Origin of the sequence: Candidatus Defluviibacterium haderslevense (assembly GCA_016712225.1) — a bacterium.
In the GTDB taxonomy this organism is placed as follows: domain Bacteria; phylum Bacteroidota; class Bacteroidia; order Chitinophagales; family Saprospiraceae; genus Vicinibacter; species Vicinibacter haderslevensis.
Map to the genome: position 1 here is coordinate 3,379,711 of JADJRL010000003.1, position 19,569 is coordinate 3,399,279.

The following is a 19,569-nucleotide window of genomic DNA, read 5'->3' on the forward strand; positions in this document are numbered from 1 at the left end:
TTATGACATATTTATATATTTAATAATATATATAATATTGATATAGTGGTTTTTTTAGCGAATGAGAATATATTTTTAACAAACCAAACCTGAGCTCATGAAATTACGATTTACTCGTTTTTCGATTATTATTGCCGCTATATTTGTTTTATCCAATAATATTTATTCACAAGTCGATTTGGTTGCCTCCGGAGGGACAACAATGATGTCTTATACTACAGTTAAAGCTGCATTTGATGCTATCAATACAGGAACGCATACTGGGAACATCACATTAAATATTTCAGGCAATACTTCGGAGCCTGTTGGGGGTGCCATTTTAAATGCCAGCGGGTCTGGGTCTGCGAATTATACATCGATATTGATAAAACCAACGGGAGGTGCTGCAAGAATTATTTCTGGAGCCGCCACAGCTGGCTTACCACTCATAGATCTAAATGGAGCAGATAATGTGACAGTAGATGGATTAAATACAGGAGGAAATTCCTTAACAATAGATAATACTACCATTTCATCCACTTCTGGTACCAGTACACTACGTTTACAAGGCGATGCAACTAATAATTTATTTACCAATGTGAGTATAAATGGAGCGTCAACAATGGGTAGCACCACAAATGGTGGAAATGTTTGGATAGGTGCAGGTGCCATTACTACCGGAAATGATAATAATCAATTTCAATCTTGTAAGTTTGGGCCATCCACGGCGGGTCTTCCGACCAAAACGTTCTATGGTAATGGTTCCACTACTTCAACCACCACTTATAATAGCAACATTACCATTAATAACTGTGAGTTTTTTGATTATTTTAATGCCACAACACAGAGTAATGGTATCTATGTTGCTGGCGCTAATGCTGATTGGATTATTTCAAATAATAAATTTTACCAAACGGCTGCAAGAACTCAAACGACTGGTACAGTGCATGCTAGTATCCAGCTAGCAAGTACTAATATAAATAATTGTTTGATCTCGGGTAATGTCATTGGATATTCAGCTAATAATGCTACCGGCACGTATACATTTAATGGATTGGCTTCTACACGGTTTTATGGAATATATATTTCAAATTTGGGTACTACTTCTACAACTACAGTACAAAATAATACTATAACTGCTATTTCCCTTTCAGGTGCTTTTTCAGGAACTTCAACATCAGGTCCTTTTTTTGGGATTTATTTAGTTGGATTATCTGATGCCAAGAATAATACCATTGGTAGTTTAGATAACTCTACTAATATTTCAATTAGTTCAACATCTACATCAACCGGTGAGGTATATGGAATTTATAATTTCAGTTCAAGTTTTACCAATATTTCTGATAATAAAATAGGAAGTATTACGGTAACTAACAATACTACAGGGTCATCAATTTTTTGTGGTATAAGATTAAACACGGCATCTGGCCAAGCTGCTACAGTAAGTAATAATATAATTGGTGGGACAACAACAAATTCAATTAACAATACCGCTACTGCAACATCATCAAGGATCATCGGAATTCAAAATGATCTTCCTTTCGCCACAATAACTAATAATATCATTCGAAATTTCACAATGTCTGCACCAAACGTTGGTACAGGTACATCTGCTTCGGTTGTTGGTATACTTCAAAGTGCTACATCGACATCAGGGAATCATCTCATTAGCTTGAATACTATTCATACCTTAAAAAATACAAATGCATCTTCAGCTGTTTGGGTTACAGGTATAAATGCTACTGGGCCTACATCAACTACTACGATTACCTATTCAAATAATTTGATTCACTCCTTAGGATTTTCAAGTACAACAGCTCAGATAAATGGTATTAATATTACCGGTGGTACTGCATTGTATGCTAATAATATGATCCGTTTAGGTATTGATGAATCTGGAGCAGATATTAATGTTGGTGGAATCATAAATGGTATTAATGAAACAGTTGGAACCAATAATTTCTATTTTAACTCTATTTATATTGGTGGATCTGCAGTATCAAGTGGAACTTCTAATTCTTTTGCTTTGAATAGTACTATTACTGTGAATGTTAGAAATTACCTAAATAATATTTTTTATAATGCACGATCAAATAGTGGATCAACTGGTAAACATTATGCAATTAAAGTTGGAGGTTCAGGAACAAACCCAACAGGATTAACTTTAAATTATAATGATTATTATGTAACTGGGACGGGCGGTTTCGTAGGTCAATATAATGTTATTGATCAATTAACATTGGTAGATTGGAGAACAGCAATTGGTCAAGACTGCAACAGTATTTCTGGTGATCCAAAATACAATAACCAAAATGGATCTTCTTCAACTGTAGATCTTCATATCTCAGCATCATTTGGTTCTGTTGTAGAGGCAGGTGGTACCAATATCTCAAGTATAACATTAGATTATGACAATCAAACTAGATCTTCATTAACTCCAACTGATATTGGAGCTGACGCAGGAAATTTTATTGTAAATGACATTTCTGGACCGGGAATAATATTAACACCTTTACTTGCTGCTTGTGGAACCGGTGATATTGCGCTGAATAATGTAAATATTATTGATGCATCTGGTGTACCTACAACTGGTGGATTAGTTCCTCGAATTTATTTTAAAAAGAATGCAGGATCATGGTTCTCTAGACCAGGAACTTTAGGATCAGGAAATAGTACGAATGGATTTTGGAATTTTAATATTGTTGTTGCAGATTTGGGAGGAATCATTTTAGGTGATATAATATCTTATTATGTTATTGCCCAAGATATTAAATCTCCGACCAATATATCTTCAAACCCATCCTGTGTTTCAGCAGTCGATGTTAATAATGTAACAATACCACCTGCAACTCCATATACAATGAATGTGCTATCCGCATTAAATGGGACTTACACGGTTGGAATTGGAGGAAATTACAACACGTTAACTGCTGCTGTAAATGCTTATAATACCAGTTGTGTAACTGGTTCGGTTATTTTTAGTTTGATTGACGCTACTTATCCTAGTGAGACCTTTCCAATAACAATTAATCAAGTTTCAGGGCAATCTTCGGTGAATACTTTGACCATTAAACCTAATACAGGAGTTAATGCAACTATTTCTGGATCTTCATCAACAGGACTTATTGTGTTAAATGGTGCTGACTACGTTACAATTAATGGATCAAACGGCAACGTAATTAATAGTGTTTGTCCATTAGTTACGGCTTCTAGAAATTTAACTATGATGAATACCAATGCTTCCACGACTTCTGCTGTTATTTGGTTACAAACGGCAACAGGAAGTAATGGAGCTACAAATAACAATATACTTAATTGCAATATTGAGGGTCAATCAAACACTTCAACATTGTTTGGTATCGGATCAGGTTCTACATCAATAAGTACAACTAGTTTAGGTACAGGAAACAGTTTTAATTCATTCATCAACAATTCAATTAAAAAGACCCAATTCGGTATTTACACTCAAGGTGCTTCAATTTCTAATAAAAATGAGGGTAATACTATAAACTTAAATCTCATCAATTCTGCGAGCCCTGACAATGTGGCTAAAGGTGGAATTCAATTAGGTTTTGAGAACAATGCTATGGTGTTGGCCAATAACGTTTCTAATATTTCTCAAACAAGTTCTCCAGATGTTTTTGGTATTGCACTAGGTTTGACAACCATTTCAGGTACAGGTTTTACTGGAAATGAGGTTACAAATACAACCGTATCGAAAAATATGGTTGGAGTAATATCAAATACTGGAACTTTTTCTTCTTGTGGGATTACCGCAGCATCAGCAACAAGTGGAACAAATATAATTGATAATAATATTGTTAGTGGAGTTTTTGCAAATGGAACAAGTGGAGATTTTGCAGCAGGTATTTTTCTTGGTGGAGGAGTAGGCTCAACGACTAAAGTATATTATAATACGGTTCAATTAAGTGGCACAGGTACGGGTGGTTCTCAAAATAATGTAGCTTTAGCAATCGGAGGTGTGACACCAATAGTTGATATAAAAAATAATATTTTAGGTAGCATCGGAAATAATGGCACAGGTAATAATTATGCTATAGGTTTAGCTTATACTAGTACAGTTGGAAACTATGCAAACCTAACTTCAGATTATAATAATTTCTTTTTTGCGCCAGGTGGAGGTTCTTTATCAGGTATTGGAGTTGTTGGAGCTTTAGCTACCGGGGGTACTCAAAAATTGACCTTGGCCAATTGGCAAGCTGAAACAGGCAGAGATTTAAATTCAATAAATGTGACTCCTCTTTTTGTTTCCAGTTCCAATTTGCATTTAGTCATGGATCCGGCAAATGCTTGTTTAAATCAAACAGCTACACCTATATCTGGTTTTACTGTGGATATTGATTGTGCTACTAGAAGTACCACCAATCCAGATATAGGCGCAGATGAATTCAATGGAACAGACATCACCATTGCAGTAACCGAAACTTCAGGCACGCCAAACAATAAAACTATCTGTATTGGCGCATCGGCAACGATTACTACTACAGGAGGAATAAGCCACAAGTGGAGTACTGGCGCTGTAACAACAAGTATAAACGTTTCTCCTTCCATAACCACTTTTTATGCTGATACTGTGACTTTAGCAGGTGGCTGTAAAGTAGTTATGGTTGATACAGTAAATGTTGTTGGATTGCCGACCGCTAGTATTTCTCCGTCAGCTCCAGCCATCTGTCAAGGTAAAAGTGTCGGCCTTACTGCTTCAGGAGGCGTTTCTTATTTTTGGAGTACTGGTGAATCAACATCTTTTATAACAGTAAGTCCTTCAACATCAACCACTTATGTGGTAACTGTTACTAATGCAAATGGCTGTACAGCTACTGCAAGCGTATTCGTGATGGTTAACCCAGCACCTCCGGGGTCTATTTCCCCATTAAATCCATCTATTTGTGAAAGCCAATCTATAACATTAACTGGAAATGGTGGGTCAAGCTATTTCTGGAGTACAGGAGCTTCTACAACTTCAATTACGGTAAGTCCTTCGATAACGACTACTTATACGGTTACCGTAACAGGGTCAAATGGTTGTACTGCGACTGCAAGTTCAACGGTTAACATAAAACCTAGTCCAATAATAACTGAAACCCATGTAGAACCAACTACATGTACCTCACTAAATGGCTCCATTGATTTAACTGTATCTGGAGGTGTTGGACCATTTACCTATAATTGGTTTACCTCTGATGGTGCTGGTCTAGTTAATGGAATTCAGGATCAGACAAATATAAGTGTGGGAACTTATGTTGTTACAGTAACAGGAAATAACAGTTGTTCTTCAACTAAGAGTATAAGTTTAGTTGGTCCAGGAGGATGTTTTATATGTCCAACTATTGGTGGCTTAAGTAAAAGTACAAATGTAACTTGCAAAACATCACCCATAACTTTAACCGCGACTGGTTTAGTGAATATGGGATCCACATATGGTATTACCTTTAAGTATTCCCTCTCAGCATTACCTGATCCATATGTAGGAGGGACTGTACTTGGAACCATACCAAATGGTGGATTAACTGGAGGCGGAACGACTGCTGTATTAAATACCTCAATTCCTGTTGCTGGAAATTATTTCTTGTATGCAATTTTATCGCCAACGCCAATTGCAACATCATGCAGACCTTCAGCAAATAATACGATTATTATCACACTTTGTGAAGTGACCATATCAGATCCGTGTTCTTGTTTAAATAATGCGACCAATACTGCCAATGGACAGTTTGGTGAACAGGTAAAAGTTACGGCACCATCAGGTCAAATATGGACCTTAACTGCAAATACAGGATTGTATACGACCACAAGTCCTGCTCCTCCATCCATGCCAGTATTAATTCCGATAGGAACCATATTGACAGAGATGGCAGTAGGAAATGGAACGAGTATGTATATTCTTAATGGTAGACATATAGATGCTAAGGGTTATAGTGTTACGGTATCAAATGGAACTTTTACAAGCTCTATAGGGGAGACTTGTTATTATCCTAATCCACAAATTGATAACTTGAATGCTACTTATTGTATCACAGATCCACCATTTACTTTACAAGGATCAGCCAGATTAGGAGATAATAGTGGTGTAGCTACAGGTGTTGGTACCTTTATGGTTAATGGTACAACTACAACTACATTTAATCCGGCAACTCTTGGTCGAGGAGTACACACCGTAAAATATAGTTTTGATGCTGCCAATGGAGTACCAAACGGTAGTCATCCCGGATGTATACAAGATACGACCAGAACAACGGTAGTCGATACAACAAGACCAACGAATGTATGTCCAGTTGCCTTAAATGTTGGTTGTGCAACTGACGTTCCGGCGCCAAATCCCGCATTGGTGATAGTTACGGATAACTGTCCTGGTCCATATTCGACTGTATTTTTAACAGATGTTATAACTAACCAGACTTGCGCCAATAGGTACACGGTTACCAGAACTTATAGAACAACAGACGCAGCAGGAAATTCAACGACTTGCAGTCAAACGATAACAGTAAATGATATTACCCATCCATCACTCATATGTCCAGCACCAGCGACATTAATGTGTGCATCTTTAGTGCCAGCACCTGATCCAAATTTAGTAGTAGCTGCAGATTTATGTGGAAATATCGGCATCACAAAGGCTTTCGTTAGTGATGCTATTACCAATCAGACCTGTGCAAATCGGTACACATTAACTAGAATATACAGCGCTTCAGATGTATGTGGTAATTTAGGTACATGTACTCAAATCATCACAGTTAATGATCAAACGGTACCTATTATTGTATGTAAAAATATCACTGTTAGTGTACCACTTAGTGGGTCTATAGTTGTCCTTCCTTCAGGTATGATAGTTAGTGCAACCGATAATTGTGGGGGTGCTGCCGGGGTAACACTTACTGCTAGTCAAACTACATTTACATGTGCTGATCTTGGCATTAAAAATATTACGGTGAGAGCTACAGATGCATGTGGATTGTTTTCAACTTGTATCTCACAAGTTACCGTTCAAGACAACATATTACCAGTTATCAATTGTTCTAAGGATTATACGGTACATTTGGATCCAGGAGAATGTAGTAGAATCATAAACTTCGCATTACCTGACGCAACAGATAATTGTACACCTCCACCTACAGTAGTTCAAACAGGAGGATTGGTGAGTGGAAGTGATTTTCCAAGAGGGGTATCATGTCTGACCTTTAGAGCTACAGATGCCGGAGGAAATTCGGTAACTTGTCAATATTGTATCACGGTCTTAGAATACGCCAACCCAATTCGAGAATTAGTATGTAATGATGAAGTACAGATTTCATTAGATCAAAACTGTGAGGCTACAATCGGAGCAGATATGGTATTGGAAGGTGGTCCTTATGGTTGCTACGATGATTATATAGTACAAGTTCGATATTGGACAACTACTGGAAACGGTGGTTTGATCGATCGCAATTTAACAAAGCCGGGAATTCAAATCAATGGAAATGAAATTGGAAAAGAATTAAAAATAACGATAATAGATCCTGAGACAGGCAATAGCTGTTGGGGTCATGCTACCGTGGAAGATAAATTAGCCCCATTGTTGACTTGTCCAAGAGATACGTGCTTGCCATGTTCATCAGCAACCACACCTTCAATAACAGGAGTGCCAACAGTGATCGAGAATTGTGGAGGAGCTAGTGTAAGTTATAGAGATAATGAAACCCAAGGAGGCTGTGCTGCAGGTTATGAATTGATTATTGTTAGAACCTGGACAGCAGAGGATGCATCAGGGAATAAATCGACCTGTGTTCAAAAAATCACAGTAAGCCTAGGAACCTTAGCAACGGTATCGGTACCAAGAAATTATGATAATATCGAAGAACCGGCATTGAATTGTAACGAAAAAATCGATCCGAATAAGAATGTTGGTCCACATATGGCAGACTTCCCTGAATGTGTAGACGGATATTTATTAGACTCAGCCTACTGGCGAGCTAATCCAAATCAACCAAATATCTATCCAAACAGAAGAATCCCAAGAGTATTGGGCTGGAACTGTATAGATAACCCAAATAGTCCAAATTACGGACATCCAAGTCCTGATGTGGTGTATTATCCTGCACACAGACAGTGGTCACAAACCAATCCATTGTGTTGGGGTCCTGATACAAGAGTGATGTGGCATGGAACGGGTCGCCCAAGTGGATCGAACTGTGCAAACTTAGCTATAACCTTCCAGGATATCATATTTGATTTAGCGACACCAAACTGTAATGCAGGCCCAATAGGTTGTTATAAAGTATTGCGTCAATGGACGGTATTGGATTGGTGTACGTCACAAGTAGGCGGACACAACCAAATCATCAAGGTAATGGATCAAGAAGGTCCACAAGTATTGTATCCGGATAGCACCCGTGTGAATATGGAAACATGGACATGTACGGGAAGATGGGAAGTACCAAAACCATGGTTATTAGATAATTGCTCAGAAGAATTACACTATAGCGTTGAGGTAGAAAATGGAACGGTATTGGGCGATGAAATAGCAGGATTTGTAGTGATAGATTTACCGGAAGGCATACAATATGGTTACATTATCGCAGTGGATTGCTGTGGGAATATAACGAAGAAACGAGTTGTATTAAACGTATTGGACAGAACACCACCACAAGCGGTATGTAGAACCAGAACAGTGGTGAGTCTCAATGGAAATCAAGATCCGGGAACCAACTATGCCAGATTATATGCAAAAGATCTCAACGAGGGATCATTCGATAACTGTCAGCCACATGTATGGTATAAAGTTATCAGGATGGCAGAATTGTTGGGAACCAACAGTGGAAGTAATTCCAATAATACGGTAGCATGTGCAGGATTGAATGGCGATGACAATGTGATATTAGCAGGTAACCAGGTATACTTTGATGATTATACTCAATTCTGTTGTGCAGATGTAGGTCAGAAAATCATGGTTGTATTGCGTGTATTTGATGTAGATCCAGGAGCAGGTCCACTGACACCGGTATCGATGACGAATCCAAATAGTGCATTGTTTGGAAGGTTCAGTGATTGTATGGTAGAAGTAGAAGTACAGGATAAGAGCGTACCAACAGTAGTAGCACCACCAAATATGGTTGTAAGCTGTTGGTATTGGTTTGATATCAACAAAGCAACAGATCCAAATGATCCAACCTTTGGTCGAGTAGTAACCAGCTTATCGAATAGAGCAAAAGTGAAAACATCAGATATCGTATGTCACAAGTTCTGCGAAAGAAATCAATACACAGGATATCCAGGCTATGTACAAACAAATCAATTGCCAATACCTGCACCAAATTTGGCGTGCAACTATTACAACCAATTGTTCGATACCGCACATTGGGATCGTAAGTATGAGTTAGTATGGGGATTTGATGGATATGCAATCAATGCCTGTGGAACCTCAGCAACGATTGTAGTTAATGACTTAAGAGAGTGCGGTCAAGGACAAATCCAACGTATTATCACAGCCACTGGACCAAACAACAGTCGAGTGAATGCGATCCAAACGATTTGGGTAGTAGATTGTGATCCATTCTTTATAGATCCATTGAATTGTAATGATCCAAGATATTCAGATATCCAATGGCCAAATGGCGTATGTAACCAAAATGCTATCGTAATCGATGGTTGTGGAGCAGACATCAGCCCAGAGAATCCACAATTGGGTAAACCAGTAGTGGTGAATAACGCAGATGACAATTGTGCGTTAATCTCCATCGAAAAATTTGATGAGATCTTCACCATAGAACCTGATGCATGCTTCAAGGTATTGCGTAAATGGGTAGTGATAGACTGGTGTCAATATGATCCATTTATTGATCCAAATTTTGGAAGATGGGAAGCATTACAAGTGATTAAAGTAAGAGATCAGGACAAACCAGTAGTTACCTGTAGTGTGGGACCATGCGAACCAGCAGTGTTGGATCCAACATTGAAAGTATGCATAGGTCATATTAGCTTAACAGCTACAGCGACAGATAATTGTACACCAATAGATTGGTTGTTCTATGAATATAAGATCGATTTATACAATGATGGAAAAGGAATCCATGGAGGCTGGGACTATCGAGTAGGAACCTTAACTCAACGACAATACAATGCAGGGGATACCGTAGAGTATAGCCATAATCCATTTGCAGATGACAGACACAATCCATTCAATGCGAGTGGAACGTATCCAATAGGAATCCACAAAATCAGATGGAATGTAGAAGATGGTTGCGGCAATACGGGTGTATGCGAAACCTTATTTGAAATCAAAGATTGTAAAGCACCGACACCATATTGCTTAACAGGCGTGATTACAGTTCCAATGCCATCATCAGGATGTGTGGATATATGGGCTAAAGATTTAGATCACGGAAGTTATGATAATTGTACACCAAAAGATAAGTTGAAGATCTACTTTGATGGTGATGCGAACAAACCAAGTTTGACGATCTGTTGCGATGATTTTGTAAATGCGAAAGTAAACGATGAGTTAATAATCAATGTAGAAATGTGGGTAGAAGATGAAGAAGGAAACAAAGACTATTGCAAGACGATAATTGTGGTACAAGACAATGATAGCATCTGTTTAAATGTAGGCTCGTTTGCTAAGATTACAGGAAATATCATGACCGAAGGAAATGAAGAAGCCAGACCTGTAAATGTTCAGTTAGAACGCAATGCAAGGATGATGCGAGAAATGACGGGAAGTCCTTATTCATTCGGTAATTTAGTTGTGAATGATGAATACACAATTAAGCCAACGAGAAATGATGATCACTTGAACGGAGTGAGTACTGCAGATATCGTTAAGATCCAAAAACACATCCTGGGTCAAACAGTAATAACAAGTCCATACAAGTTGATCGCAGCAGATGTAAATGCAAGTGGAAGTATAACAGCATCAGATATTTCTGAAATCAGAAAATTAATCTTAGGTGTAATACCAACATTTACAAAAGTGGCATCATGGACCTTTGTACCAAGTACCTACACATTCTTTGATCCTACGAAACCATGGACAGCACCACGTACATCAATTGTAATACCAACATCACCAATAGAGTACAAAGAGAACTTTATGGCCATCAAGATGGGGGATGTGAATGGTAATGCGAAAGCTGGATTGAATGGAACTACAATTCGAACAGCAGGAACACTGAATTTTGTAATCGAAGAAGGCAATGTGGTAGCAGGTCAGACCTATAGAATGGATATCAGATCAAATGATTTTGCAGGAATAACAGGATATCAATTTACGATGAAGTATGACAACGAAAGTTTAGTATACGAAGGTGTAGAAAGAGGAAGTTTGAATGTAACGGAGAGCAATATCGGCACTATCAGAAGTGGAGTGATCACAACAAGCTGGAACTCAAATGTGGGAGAAAGCTATAAATCAAACGAAGTATTGTACAGCATCGTGTTTAAAGCAACAAGAAGTGGCAATATCAGTAGAATGATCAGCATCACCAGCGATGTAACGAGAGCAGAAGCTTATGACAAGCTTGATCAAGTGAAAGAGGTTAAATTAGGCGTACGCACAGAAACAGGCATCGTAGAGACAGGTGTATTCGAATTGTATCAGAACGAACCGAATCCATTCAACAAAGAAAGTGTTATCAGCTACCGATTACCGGAAGCATCTGCTGTTAAATTAACAGTATACGATGTTACGGGTAAAGTGGTTCGAGTATACGAATTGTCAGGACAGAAAGGCTTGAATACTTATAAGATCACAAAGAGTGAATTAAATGTATCAGGAGTCTTGTATTATCAATTAGATGCAGCGGATCATACTTCTACAAAGCGTATGATTGTAGTAGAATAATCGTTCAACAGAATTTAAATAAAAAGGGCTTGCTATATATTTGGCAGGCCTTTTTTATTAGTTAATTATTCTGAATTTTATTAAAATGTTTAAAATTAATTTGGAATTATTGTTAATTAGTTTTATGTTTGTTAAAATTTTTATTATGAACACAACACAACACAACACAACACAACACAACACAACACAACACAACTAAAATTTAGCGTTATTTGCATATTAATTGTTTTGTTTTTTTCATGTGATTCAGAATTAGGGATAGATAATAAGAAAAAGATAGATAGTAAACAGAATTTTCAAATTTCCAATAAAAGTTTTATTGCTCAAGAAGCTAGTTTGCTAGCATGCCCACGACACCATTTATTTGCATCTGCATTTCCAAATATGGAACTTTATTGTGATAGAGTAGCAGCCGAATTAACAGATATCGCGAATTGTCCACCAAGAGTTTGGGAATATGAAAATTGTTGTAAAATAGTTAAATACCTTACTTTGAGTGAATTAGATTTTTATTGGACATTTTATTGGGGCTCTGGAGAAAGTCCTTACAAATATTGCAAGGATGCATTTTGGGTTCCTTTCCATTATTGTTCTGGGCCTTTGAATCCATATTATCAAGTACATATTGATCTGTATACGTGGCACCAAGATTGGATTATTTTAGACGCAAATCAACTTGCGATGAATAATATGCCAACTTGCACTGGTGCAGTTCAAATTGATAAATTAGAATTTGTTGCGTTTCCTGTACAACCTCAAATTTTTTGTGATAATTCAACTGGGGGTCCGATTCCGGAACCTAATTGTACTAATTTAGAAATTGTATTAAAAGTAACTTATTGTTGTAATTGTGGGCCAAATCCGTAACATATTATTTTGTATATTAATCTGCAATGTTTCATCAAACATTGCTCAAGATACTTGGAATCGTAAGCATACGAATTTGCAATTTAATATTGCAGATGTGACGATTTCAAATGAAGGATTTTATTATGTAAACGCTAAAGATAAATCTTCCGTATTTGAATCAAGGGATCATGGTATTAGTTGGACTGATGTTTCAGATCATGAATTCAAATATGATAGAATTTGGTTTTATAAAAAAAATTTATTTATAGGCGCTAATAAAAATCTATTTTATACCAATTGTAATTCAGCGTGTACTATATTTAAATATGAACAAGGCGTTTTCAAGAGGAGTTTAGTGCAATTTCCCATTTCCACTGATGGCTTGGGATTTAATCTTGCAGGAGAATATTTTTATTCTAATTCAAGAGGTGTTTATCCTGTATTAGAAAATTGGAGACCGGATTTAGCTAATATCATATTTATAGCTCCCAATAGAATTATTAAAGTAAGTTATTTTAGTGCAGATCAAAATTATGTAATCACATCAAATGATAAAGTAATTAATGATAGTATTGTAGTGTATAAATTGAATACAGGCTCAGGGCAAGTTGAAATGTATTCTCATTTGCAAATTAATACAAATTTACGAAAAGAAGATATTCATATTACAGAAGCTGGTGATATACTTTTTGCAATAAATAATCAATTGTTACTTGCAGATCATCGCACACCTGATATTTTTGAGGAAGTTAAATTGGATTCAGCTCTAAATATTTTAAAAGTAGAACAAATAGGCCGAATCGCAAATGGACAAATATTTGTGCTTACTGACAAAGGGATTTATATTAATTCTAATTTGGGTCTAAATCATTGGACCAAATTAATAAATCTAAGTTTAAATATACCTTCCAAAATTGATAAAATAGTAATACATGATACATTAAATGCAATTTTAACGGTTACAGATGAATGTGATTACACTGAAGCTTATTTTTTTATACCCTCAACTTTAGATTGGAAATTAGTAAATTTAAATATTGATGTAAATACTTTTGAAAGCTTAACCAAAGATAATAACAATATACTATATGCTTATCATAATTGTTATTTTAAATATAGTGAAGATGATGGTGTGAATTGGAATTTTTTATCTATTAATGGGGAGCCTGTCGAACAGATAACAACGAATAAAAATGGGGATGCTGTTGCAGCGGTAAATCAAAAAATATTTATCTTGGACAAATTTTCAGGATTGTGGAAAATTGCAAATAACACCATCTTTAAAATTCCAAATCTTAAATTGAAGTATTTTATTAAATCTGGATCAGAACTTTTTATAGAAGGGGCATTAGGCGACTTTGATAGTCCTAATGCTAAATATTTTTTATTTCATTCATCTGATGGAGGCATGAATTGGAGTAAAATTAATGCTTTTAGAAAATCTGCTTATTATAATTATTCTGGACTTAGTATTTCAGTTTTGGAAAATAATACATGGATTGGACATGGAGATATTGTAGATACGATTGTGTCAAGCAATGATCTTGGTTTAACATGGAATATTGATCCATTGTTTGAAAATTTTTCTAGAGCAAGAAATATTATTCAATTGCCGGATAATCGTAAAATTATATGTGGAAGATATAAAAAGAAATATGGAGCTTATATTTCTAGTACATCTAATGAATATGAATTAATGAATTCCTATTTTGAAAACAAAATTTTTGATATTTACTATATAGGTCCAAATTTTATCTTTGGAAATGCATCATATAACGATGGTGTTTTTTTTAGTACCGATTTAGGCAAAAATATTACCATAGATGAAAGTGGAATGGCTCCAAATACTTTTGATCAAAGATATTATTATGGTTTATTGTATGATGAGGAACAAAAAATTTATGTTTCATTGGGTTTTGATGGTTTGTACAAAGCTACTAAAAATATTTTTACTTCAAGTAAAGACCTTAGACCTTTAATGCATAGTAAATTCCTTAAAGTCAATTTTGATCAAAGTGAGTTACAAATCACAATGGTTGATGAAAATGTAGATTTTCGATCTATTAAATTTGAAATTTTAAATCAATTAGGTCAATTAATCAAGCAAGGAAAATTTGAATACAAAAGTAATTCTATAAATATTCAACAAGCTCTATCTGGCATCTATTATTTTAAAGTAATTTATCCAAATCAATCTAGCGAAGCTATAAAATTTATTAAGTATTAAGTTTGAATATTGTGCAATGTATATAATGATTTAATCTATTTAGTATAAGAATCCTGATATTGTTTAATCAATTCGATGGGATCATTTAATACATCACTCAAAGCAGTTATAAAGGAATCTTTTTTTGCGAGCTTTATGGAGTATTGCAATGGTTCAATGTCGTCAGCTAAATATTCATAACTACATGATGGATTGAAATTTTGGATACCTTGGATTAATAATTCAACGATATCTTTGGCAGACCTGCCCCGTAAAAATTTAGCCTGATGAATAATAATATGGTCAAACATTTCAGCTGATAATTCACCTAACTGGATAATTGATTCATCCGGACGGTCGCCAGTTCCAGTAATAATTCCAATTTTGTTTGGACTATCAATTGAACTTAGAAAATCACGAATGCCACTAAATCCTTCAGGATTATGAGCGAAATCAACCATGACTTTAAAATTGGGAAAATCATAAATATTTAACCTACCGGGTGTTTGTTCTACTGAAGGAAAAAATGATTTTAATCCGTTGGCAATTTGTTCTACTGTGAAGCCTTGTGTAAAACAAGTTAGACTCGCTGCAAGAGCATTGGCAATCATGAACGGAACCTTACCTCCAAAAGTAAGTGGAATGTCTTCAGTTTTGATTAACGTTGTAGTTGTGTTTTGATGGAATATTTTTATAAATCCATTCTCAACAAATGCAGATGTTCCACCCTGTTGGATATGTACTTTTAAGTTTTCGTGATTCGGATCTAAACTAAAATAAGCGACATGGCATTTTGCTTTCTGGCCAATTTGATAAGTATATTCATTTTCCAGATTCAAAATTGCATAGCCATTTGTTTTAACAGCATCAACAATAAGACCTTTTGCTTTTGATAAATCATCTAAAGTGTGAACATCTGATAATCCAAGATGATCACTTGTTATATTTGTTAACACGGCGGCATCGCACTCCGTAAAAGCAAGACCCGCTCTTAAAATACCACCTCTAGCCGTCTCCAATATGGCTAAATCCACAGTTGGATCGCGAAGTACAATAAGTGCACTTCCGGGACCGGTAGTGTCTCCTTTTTCAACCATTCTCCCTCCTACATAAACTCCATCGCTGGTGGTAAATCCTGTAAGAATTCCTGATTGTTGGATGATATGTGAAATCAAGCGAGTTGTGGTAGTCTTCCCATTTGTTCCTGAAACGGCAATGATGGGTATTCTTGATTTTTCAGATTCAGGAAACAATGAATCCACAAAAGTTGAAACGAACGAATTATCTCTCGCTACATTGTTTTGGTAAAGATGAAACTTCGGCTTGGCGTTTATCTGGAGCAATTCAGCATCAGGATTATTGATGTCATCTGAGACTATTTGGATTTCTCCATGAATTAATCCTAATAATTGGCACCATCGTTCTAATCGTAAACAGGTATTCTCATTCAAATCAGCTTTATAGTTTTGATCAATAATTCCATGGAGATAATGAATTGATTTTTGCACACGATGGTTTAAAACTAGTATACCAAAAGATGATGGATAGGAGTCTATATTTTCAGGATTTTTGATATATGGGATTGAATGCTCATACAAAATATCAGTCAACCAATTTCTATTTGATGCAATCAAATAGGATATTGCATTAGTAAGGTCAGAAAGACTACCGTGTAATCTTTTTTGAAATTTTCCGTACCCCAATTGCAATAATTCTTTTCCAAATAATGGAATAACTGGAATGTTCCGATGTTTTATTTCTTTAAGAACAAGATTTAAGCTTTCATCTTGTTCATCCAGTGCTTTCAGTTGCTTTATTTTTTCAAGAGCACTTTTAGGGTTGAAAGATTTCTTATTTAATATTTGATCAAGAATTTCAGCTGTAGATTTGGCTGCATATTTTCCGATATCTTCTTGATCGTATTCAAACAACACGCCATAAATTCCAAAATAAATAGTCTTTAATATTTTTAAAAACTTAACTGAACAACCAGCCTCAATCTGAAGTTGTAAGGCAATTCTTCCGGCAAGTATAGCTAACTGATCTAAAGTGGGCGATGGAATTTGGCTTTGGTCTTCGAAAATCAAGGTCATTTGATCTGAAGCCGGTAATATTAAGTTTTCATTAATTGTATGTTCTAATTGTTTGACTTCATATTCAGTCATTTCAAGTTGTTCTGAAAAATCCAATCTCAAATGAATGAGTTTATATGGATTGAAGCTGTGAATATTGGGCCCTCGTAGTGCTTGAACGCTGATCAGTTTCATATAGGAATTAGAATATCGCTGGTTAAAAATCTAAAACTTAAAGGTAATGCGGAAACTGTAATATCAAAGAAATGTGTATAAATATTCCTTTATATTTAATAAAGTATGTCAGAGAATCTTTTGAAATCGGATGATCAAATAGTATCATTTCAATAATGAGGCATAACCATTAATTTCACAATGCTTGAAAATAGATAAACCACAAATTTCTAATCGTACTGAAGCTATAATGAGGCTTAATCAGAATCCTAGTACTTAATTCAAGTTTATTTTAGTTGGTTTAAATGAATATAAGGGATTAGATTGGCGTTCCTTGTATTTAATAATCTGGCTTGATTCTAGTTTATGGATACAGTATTGCCTTGGTTAATTATCAGTTAAAATCAATATTATTACCAGTCTATTTTTGAAATTATAATAAATTTGATCTTTATTTCATTAAATCACCATTGGCTTATGCAATCTATCCTTCTTTCAAAATCATTTTTTTCTGTTGTTTTTTGTTTGTTCTCTATGGCTATATCTTTGAATGCTCAAGCTTATAAAGCTGAGAACGAAGGCTGGTTGGTAGATTTAAATGAAGCATACAGTCAATCTAAGAAAACGGGCAAGCCTATTATGGCTAACTTTACAGGTAGCGATTGGTGTGGATGGTGTAAAAGACTTACTGCCGCAGTTTTTTCCAAACCTGAATTCAAAACCTGGGCTGCTAAAAATGTCATTTTATTGGAGCTAGATTTTCCAAGAGGTAAAGCTATACCTGAGAAAATTAAAAACCAAAATGCTGACTTACAACGCGCATTTAATGTATCCGGATTCCCTACAGTTTGGGTTTTTGATCTCGAAAAAGATGCCAAAAACAATACCTATCAAATTGGATCTTTAGGTAAAATCGGATACGTACCTACAGTAGAAGAATTTACTACGGGTGTAGGTCAAATGTTGGAAAAACGAACTAAATAAGCCATCTATTTATATATAGATTTGACTTGGATACACTCTAAGTCAATGATCCAAAAGTAAATAGTCTTTGCCAGTTGCGATTATATGCATGTCGCAGAGTGAAGGAAACTGTTCTACAAATTTTTCAAAGTGTTTTATCGAGCAGATCACATGTTCATCTCCTGGATGATAGAAAAAATCTATTGGCGTATGATTCGATCGCGCAATAAAAAATATCCTTTGTGAAAAATAGGGTAGGAAAGTGATGCTATCCAATGTTGACACTGTATCAAAGAATTTTTGTTCTGGGCCGTTGACCTCTTTCATGATTCTGGAATTCATGAGAAAATCTCCAAAATTGATTGCAATTAGCAAATAAAAAATAGCATACAACCATCTCGATTTACCCCAATTGAATACCATGGAAAGTATCCAAAAAACGGAAGCTGAAATGGGGGCAATATACCATCTATGTGTTTCCTTCATAAGTGAAATGCAAATCATATAAATGATAAAAACGATTCCTGAAAATAAATAAAATGTAGGTATAGTCTTGCCTGATTTATAATACAGAAAAATCAAATACCCTAAACATATATATATGAAAGCTTCAAACAATTGGAAATAGATATTGACAAATGAAAAAAATTGATACCAAACCGGTTGAGCGTTTGGAAAATCCGAATCTAATGCGCGTCCTACTAAATCATTGAAAAGCAATGTGTGAATGGCATTTCCACTCTGTCCGTAGAATCCTCCATCATGTGGTTTGCCAAATAATAAAATTAAGAATATCCATAATAATGGTAAAATCAAAAACCAGCCAAGAGCAATTAAACTTCTTTTAAGATTAAATGATTTATATGTAGTTATTAAATAGTGAATCAATACTGGTATGCAAAATAATATTATTGCAGGCCCTTTTACCCAGAATCCTATACCCAATATTAAGGAAGCAAAGTGTAAGAATTTGGATTGCTGAGTTAGTATAAATTTAAAATAAAAATAGGTAGCCATGATGATGATCAAATTGAGCATTCCATCAAAGTCTGCCGTAAATCCAATATGATCTAAATAAAATATTTTAGTAAAGATTAAACCAATAGTTATTGCAATAGTGATGCTTGGTTTAATAAAAAGTCTGGAAGTCAGATAGAAAAAGTAAATAAATAATGCCCCGCAAATAATGCTGGGAATTCTTAAGGCAAATACACTGATTCCAAATATTTTAAACGATAATGCTATGCACCATATAAGCAAAGGTGGTTTCGCATTCCAGGTGTCGACTTTTCCTGCATAATGGAGGTTGAGCCAATCACCATTTCCCAACATTTCAATGGCATTGATCCCATTTCTGGATTCATCCCATTCATGAACAGGAACATAATAGGCTAATAGGGCCAATAAAATTGCAGCAATAAAACTTAATAGTAATGGTAATAGGGGTTTCAAATTCGTTAATCTAAGCATCAGTTGATTCATCTACTAACTGG

6 protein-coding genes are annotated in these 19,569 nt (G+C 35.4%); 4 read left to right on the top strand and 2 right to left on the bottom strand.

Annotated features, from left to right (window positions below; translation table 11 throughout):
* The first annotated feature begins 97 nt into the window (after window positions 1-97).
* The 3 genes from IPK88_13195 (at window position 98) to IPK88_13205 (ending at window position 14,888) form a co-directional block, all read left to right on the top strand.
* Complete coding sequence (locus IPK88_13195; GenBank protein ID MBK8244378.1) at window positions 98-11,812, top strand: HYR domain-containing protein; 11,715 nt, start codon at window positions 98-100, stop codon at window positions 11,810-11,812.
* Window positions 11,813-12,040: 228 nt separating this feature from the next.
* Window positions 12,041-12,679 (top strand): hypothetical protein, encoded by a 639-nt coding sequence (locus IPK88_13200; protein ID MBK8244379.1) that lies wholly within the window; start codon window positions 12,041-12,043, stop codon window positions 12,677-12,679.
* Window positions 12,663-14,888 carry a T9SS type A sorting domain-containing protein gene (locus tag IPK88_13205; GenBank protein MBK8244380.1) on the top strand — a complete coding sequence of 742 codons (2,226 nt, stop codon included), beginning with the start codon at window positions 12,663-12,665 and terminating at the stop codon, window positions 14,886-14,888. The genes IPK88_13200 and IPK88_13205 overlap by 17 nt, the downstream gene beginning before the upstream one ends.
* A gap of 35 nt (window positions 14,889-14,923) precedes the next feature.
* Here the strand turns inward: IPK88_13205 and IPK88_13210 are convergent, their stop codons facing one another.
* The gene (locus IPK88_13210) at window positions 14,924-17,134 is read right to left on the bottom strand and encodes a hypothetical protein (protein ID MBK8244381.1); all 2,211 of its coding nucleotides are present in this window, start codon (window positions 17,132-17,134) and stop codon (window positions 14,924-14,926) included.
* A gap of 456 nt (window positions 17,135-17,590) precedes the next feature.
* Between IPK88_13210 and IPK88_13215 the strand changes: the two genes are divergently transcribed.
* Entirely contained in the window at window positions 17,591-18,097 is a 507-nt protein-coding gene (locus IPK88_13215) for a thioredoxin family protein (GenBank protein ID MBK8244382.1), read from the top strand.
* Between the two features lie 42 nt (window positions 18,098-18,139).
* On the opposite strand, the gene IPK88_13220 is transcribed toward IPK88_13215, so the two are convergent.
* Window positions 18,140-19,558, bottom strand: a complete 1,419-nt coding sequence (locus IPK88_13220; GenBank protein ID MBK8244383.1) for a glycosyltransferase family 39 protein — start codon at window positions 19,556-19,558, stop codon at window positions 18,140-18,142.
* Window positions 19,559-19,569 lie beyond the last annotated feature (11 nt).

Coding starts and splice junctions, on each gene's coding strand:
- IPK88_13195 (MBK8244378.1), top strand. CDS start 98: ATGAAATTACGATTTACTCGTTTTTCGATTATTATTGCCGCTATATTT.
- IPK88_13210 (MBK8244381.1), bottom strand. CDS start 17,134: ATGAAACTGATCAGCGTTCAAGCACTACGAGGGCCCAATATTCACAGC.
- IPK88_13215 (MBK8244382.1), top strand. CDS start 17,591: ATGCAATCTATCCTTCTTTCAAAATCATTTTTTTCTGTTGTTTTTTGT.
- IPK88_13220 (MBK8244383.1), bottom strand. CDS start 19,558: ATGAATCAACTGATGCTTAGATTAACGAATTTGAAACCCCTATTACCA.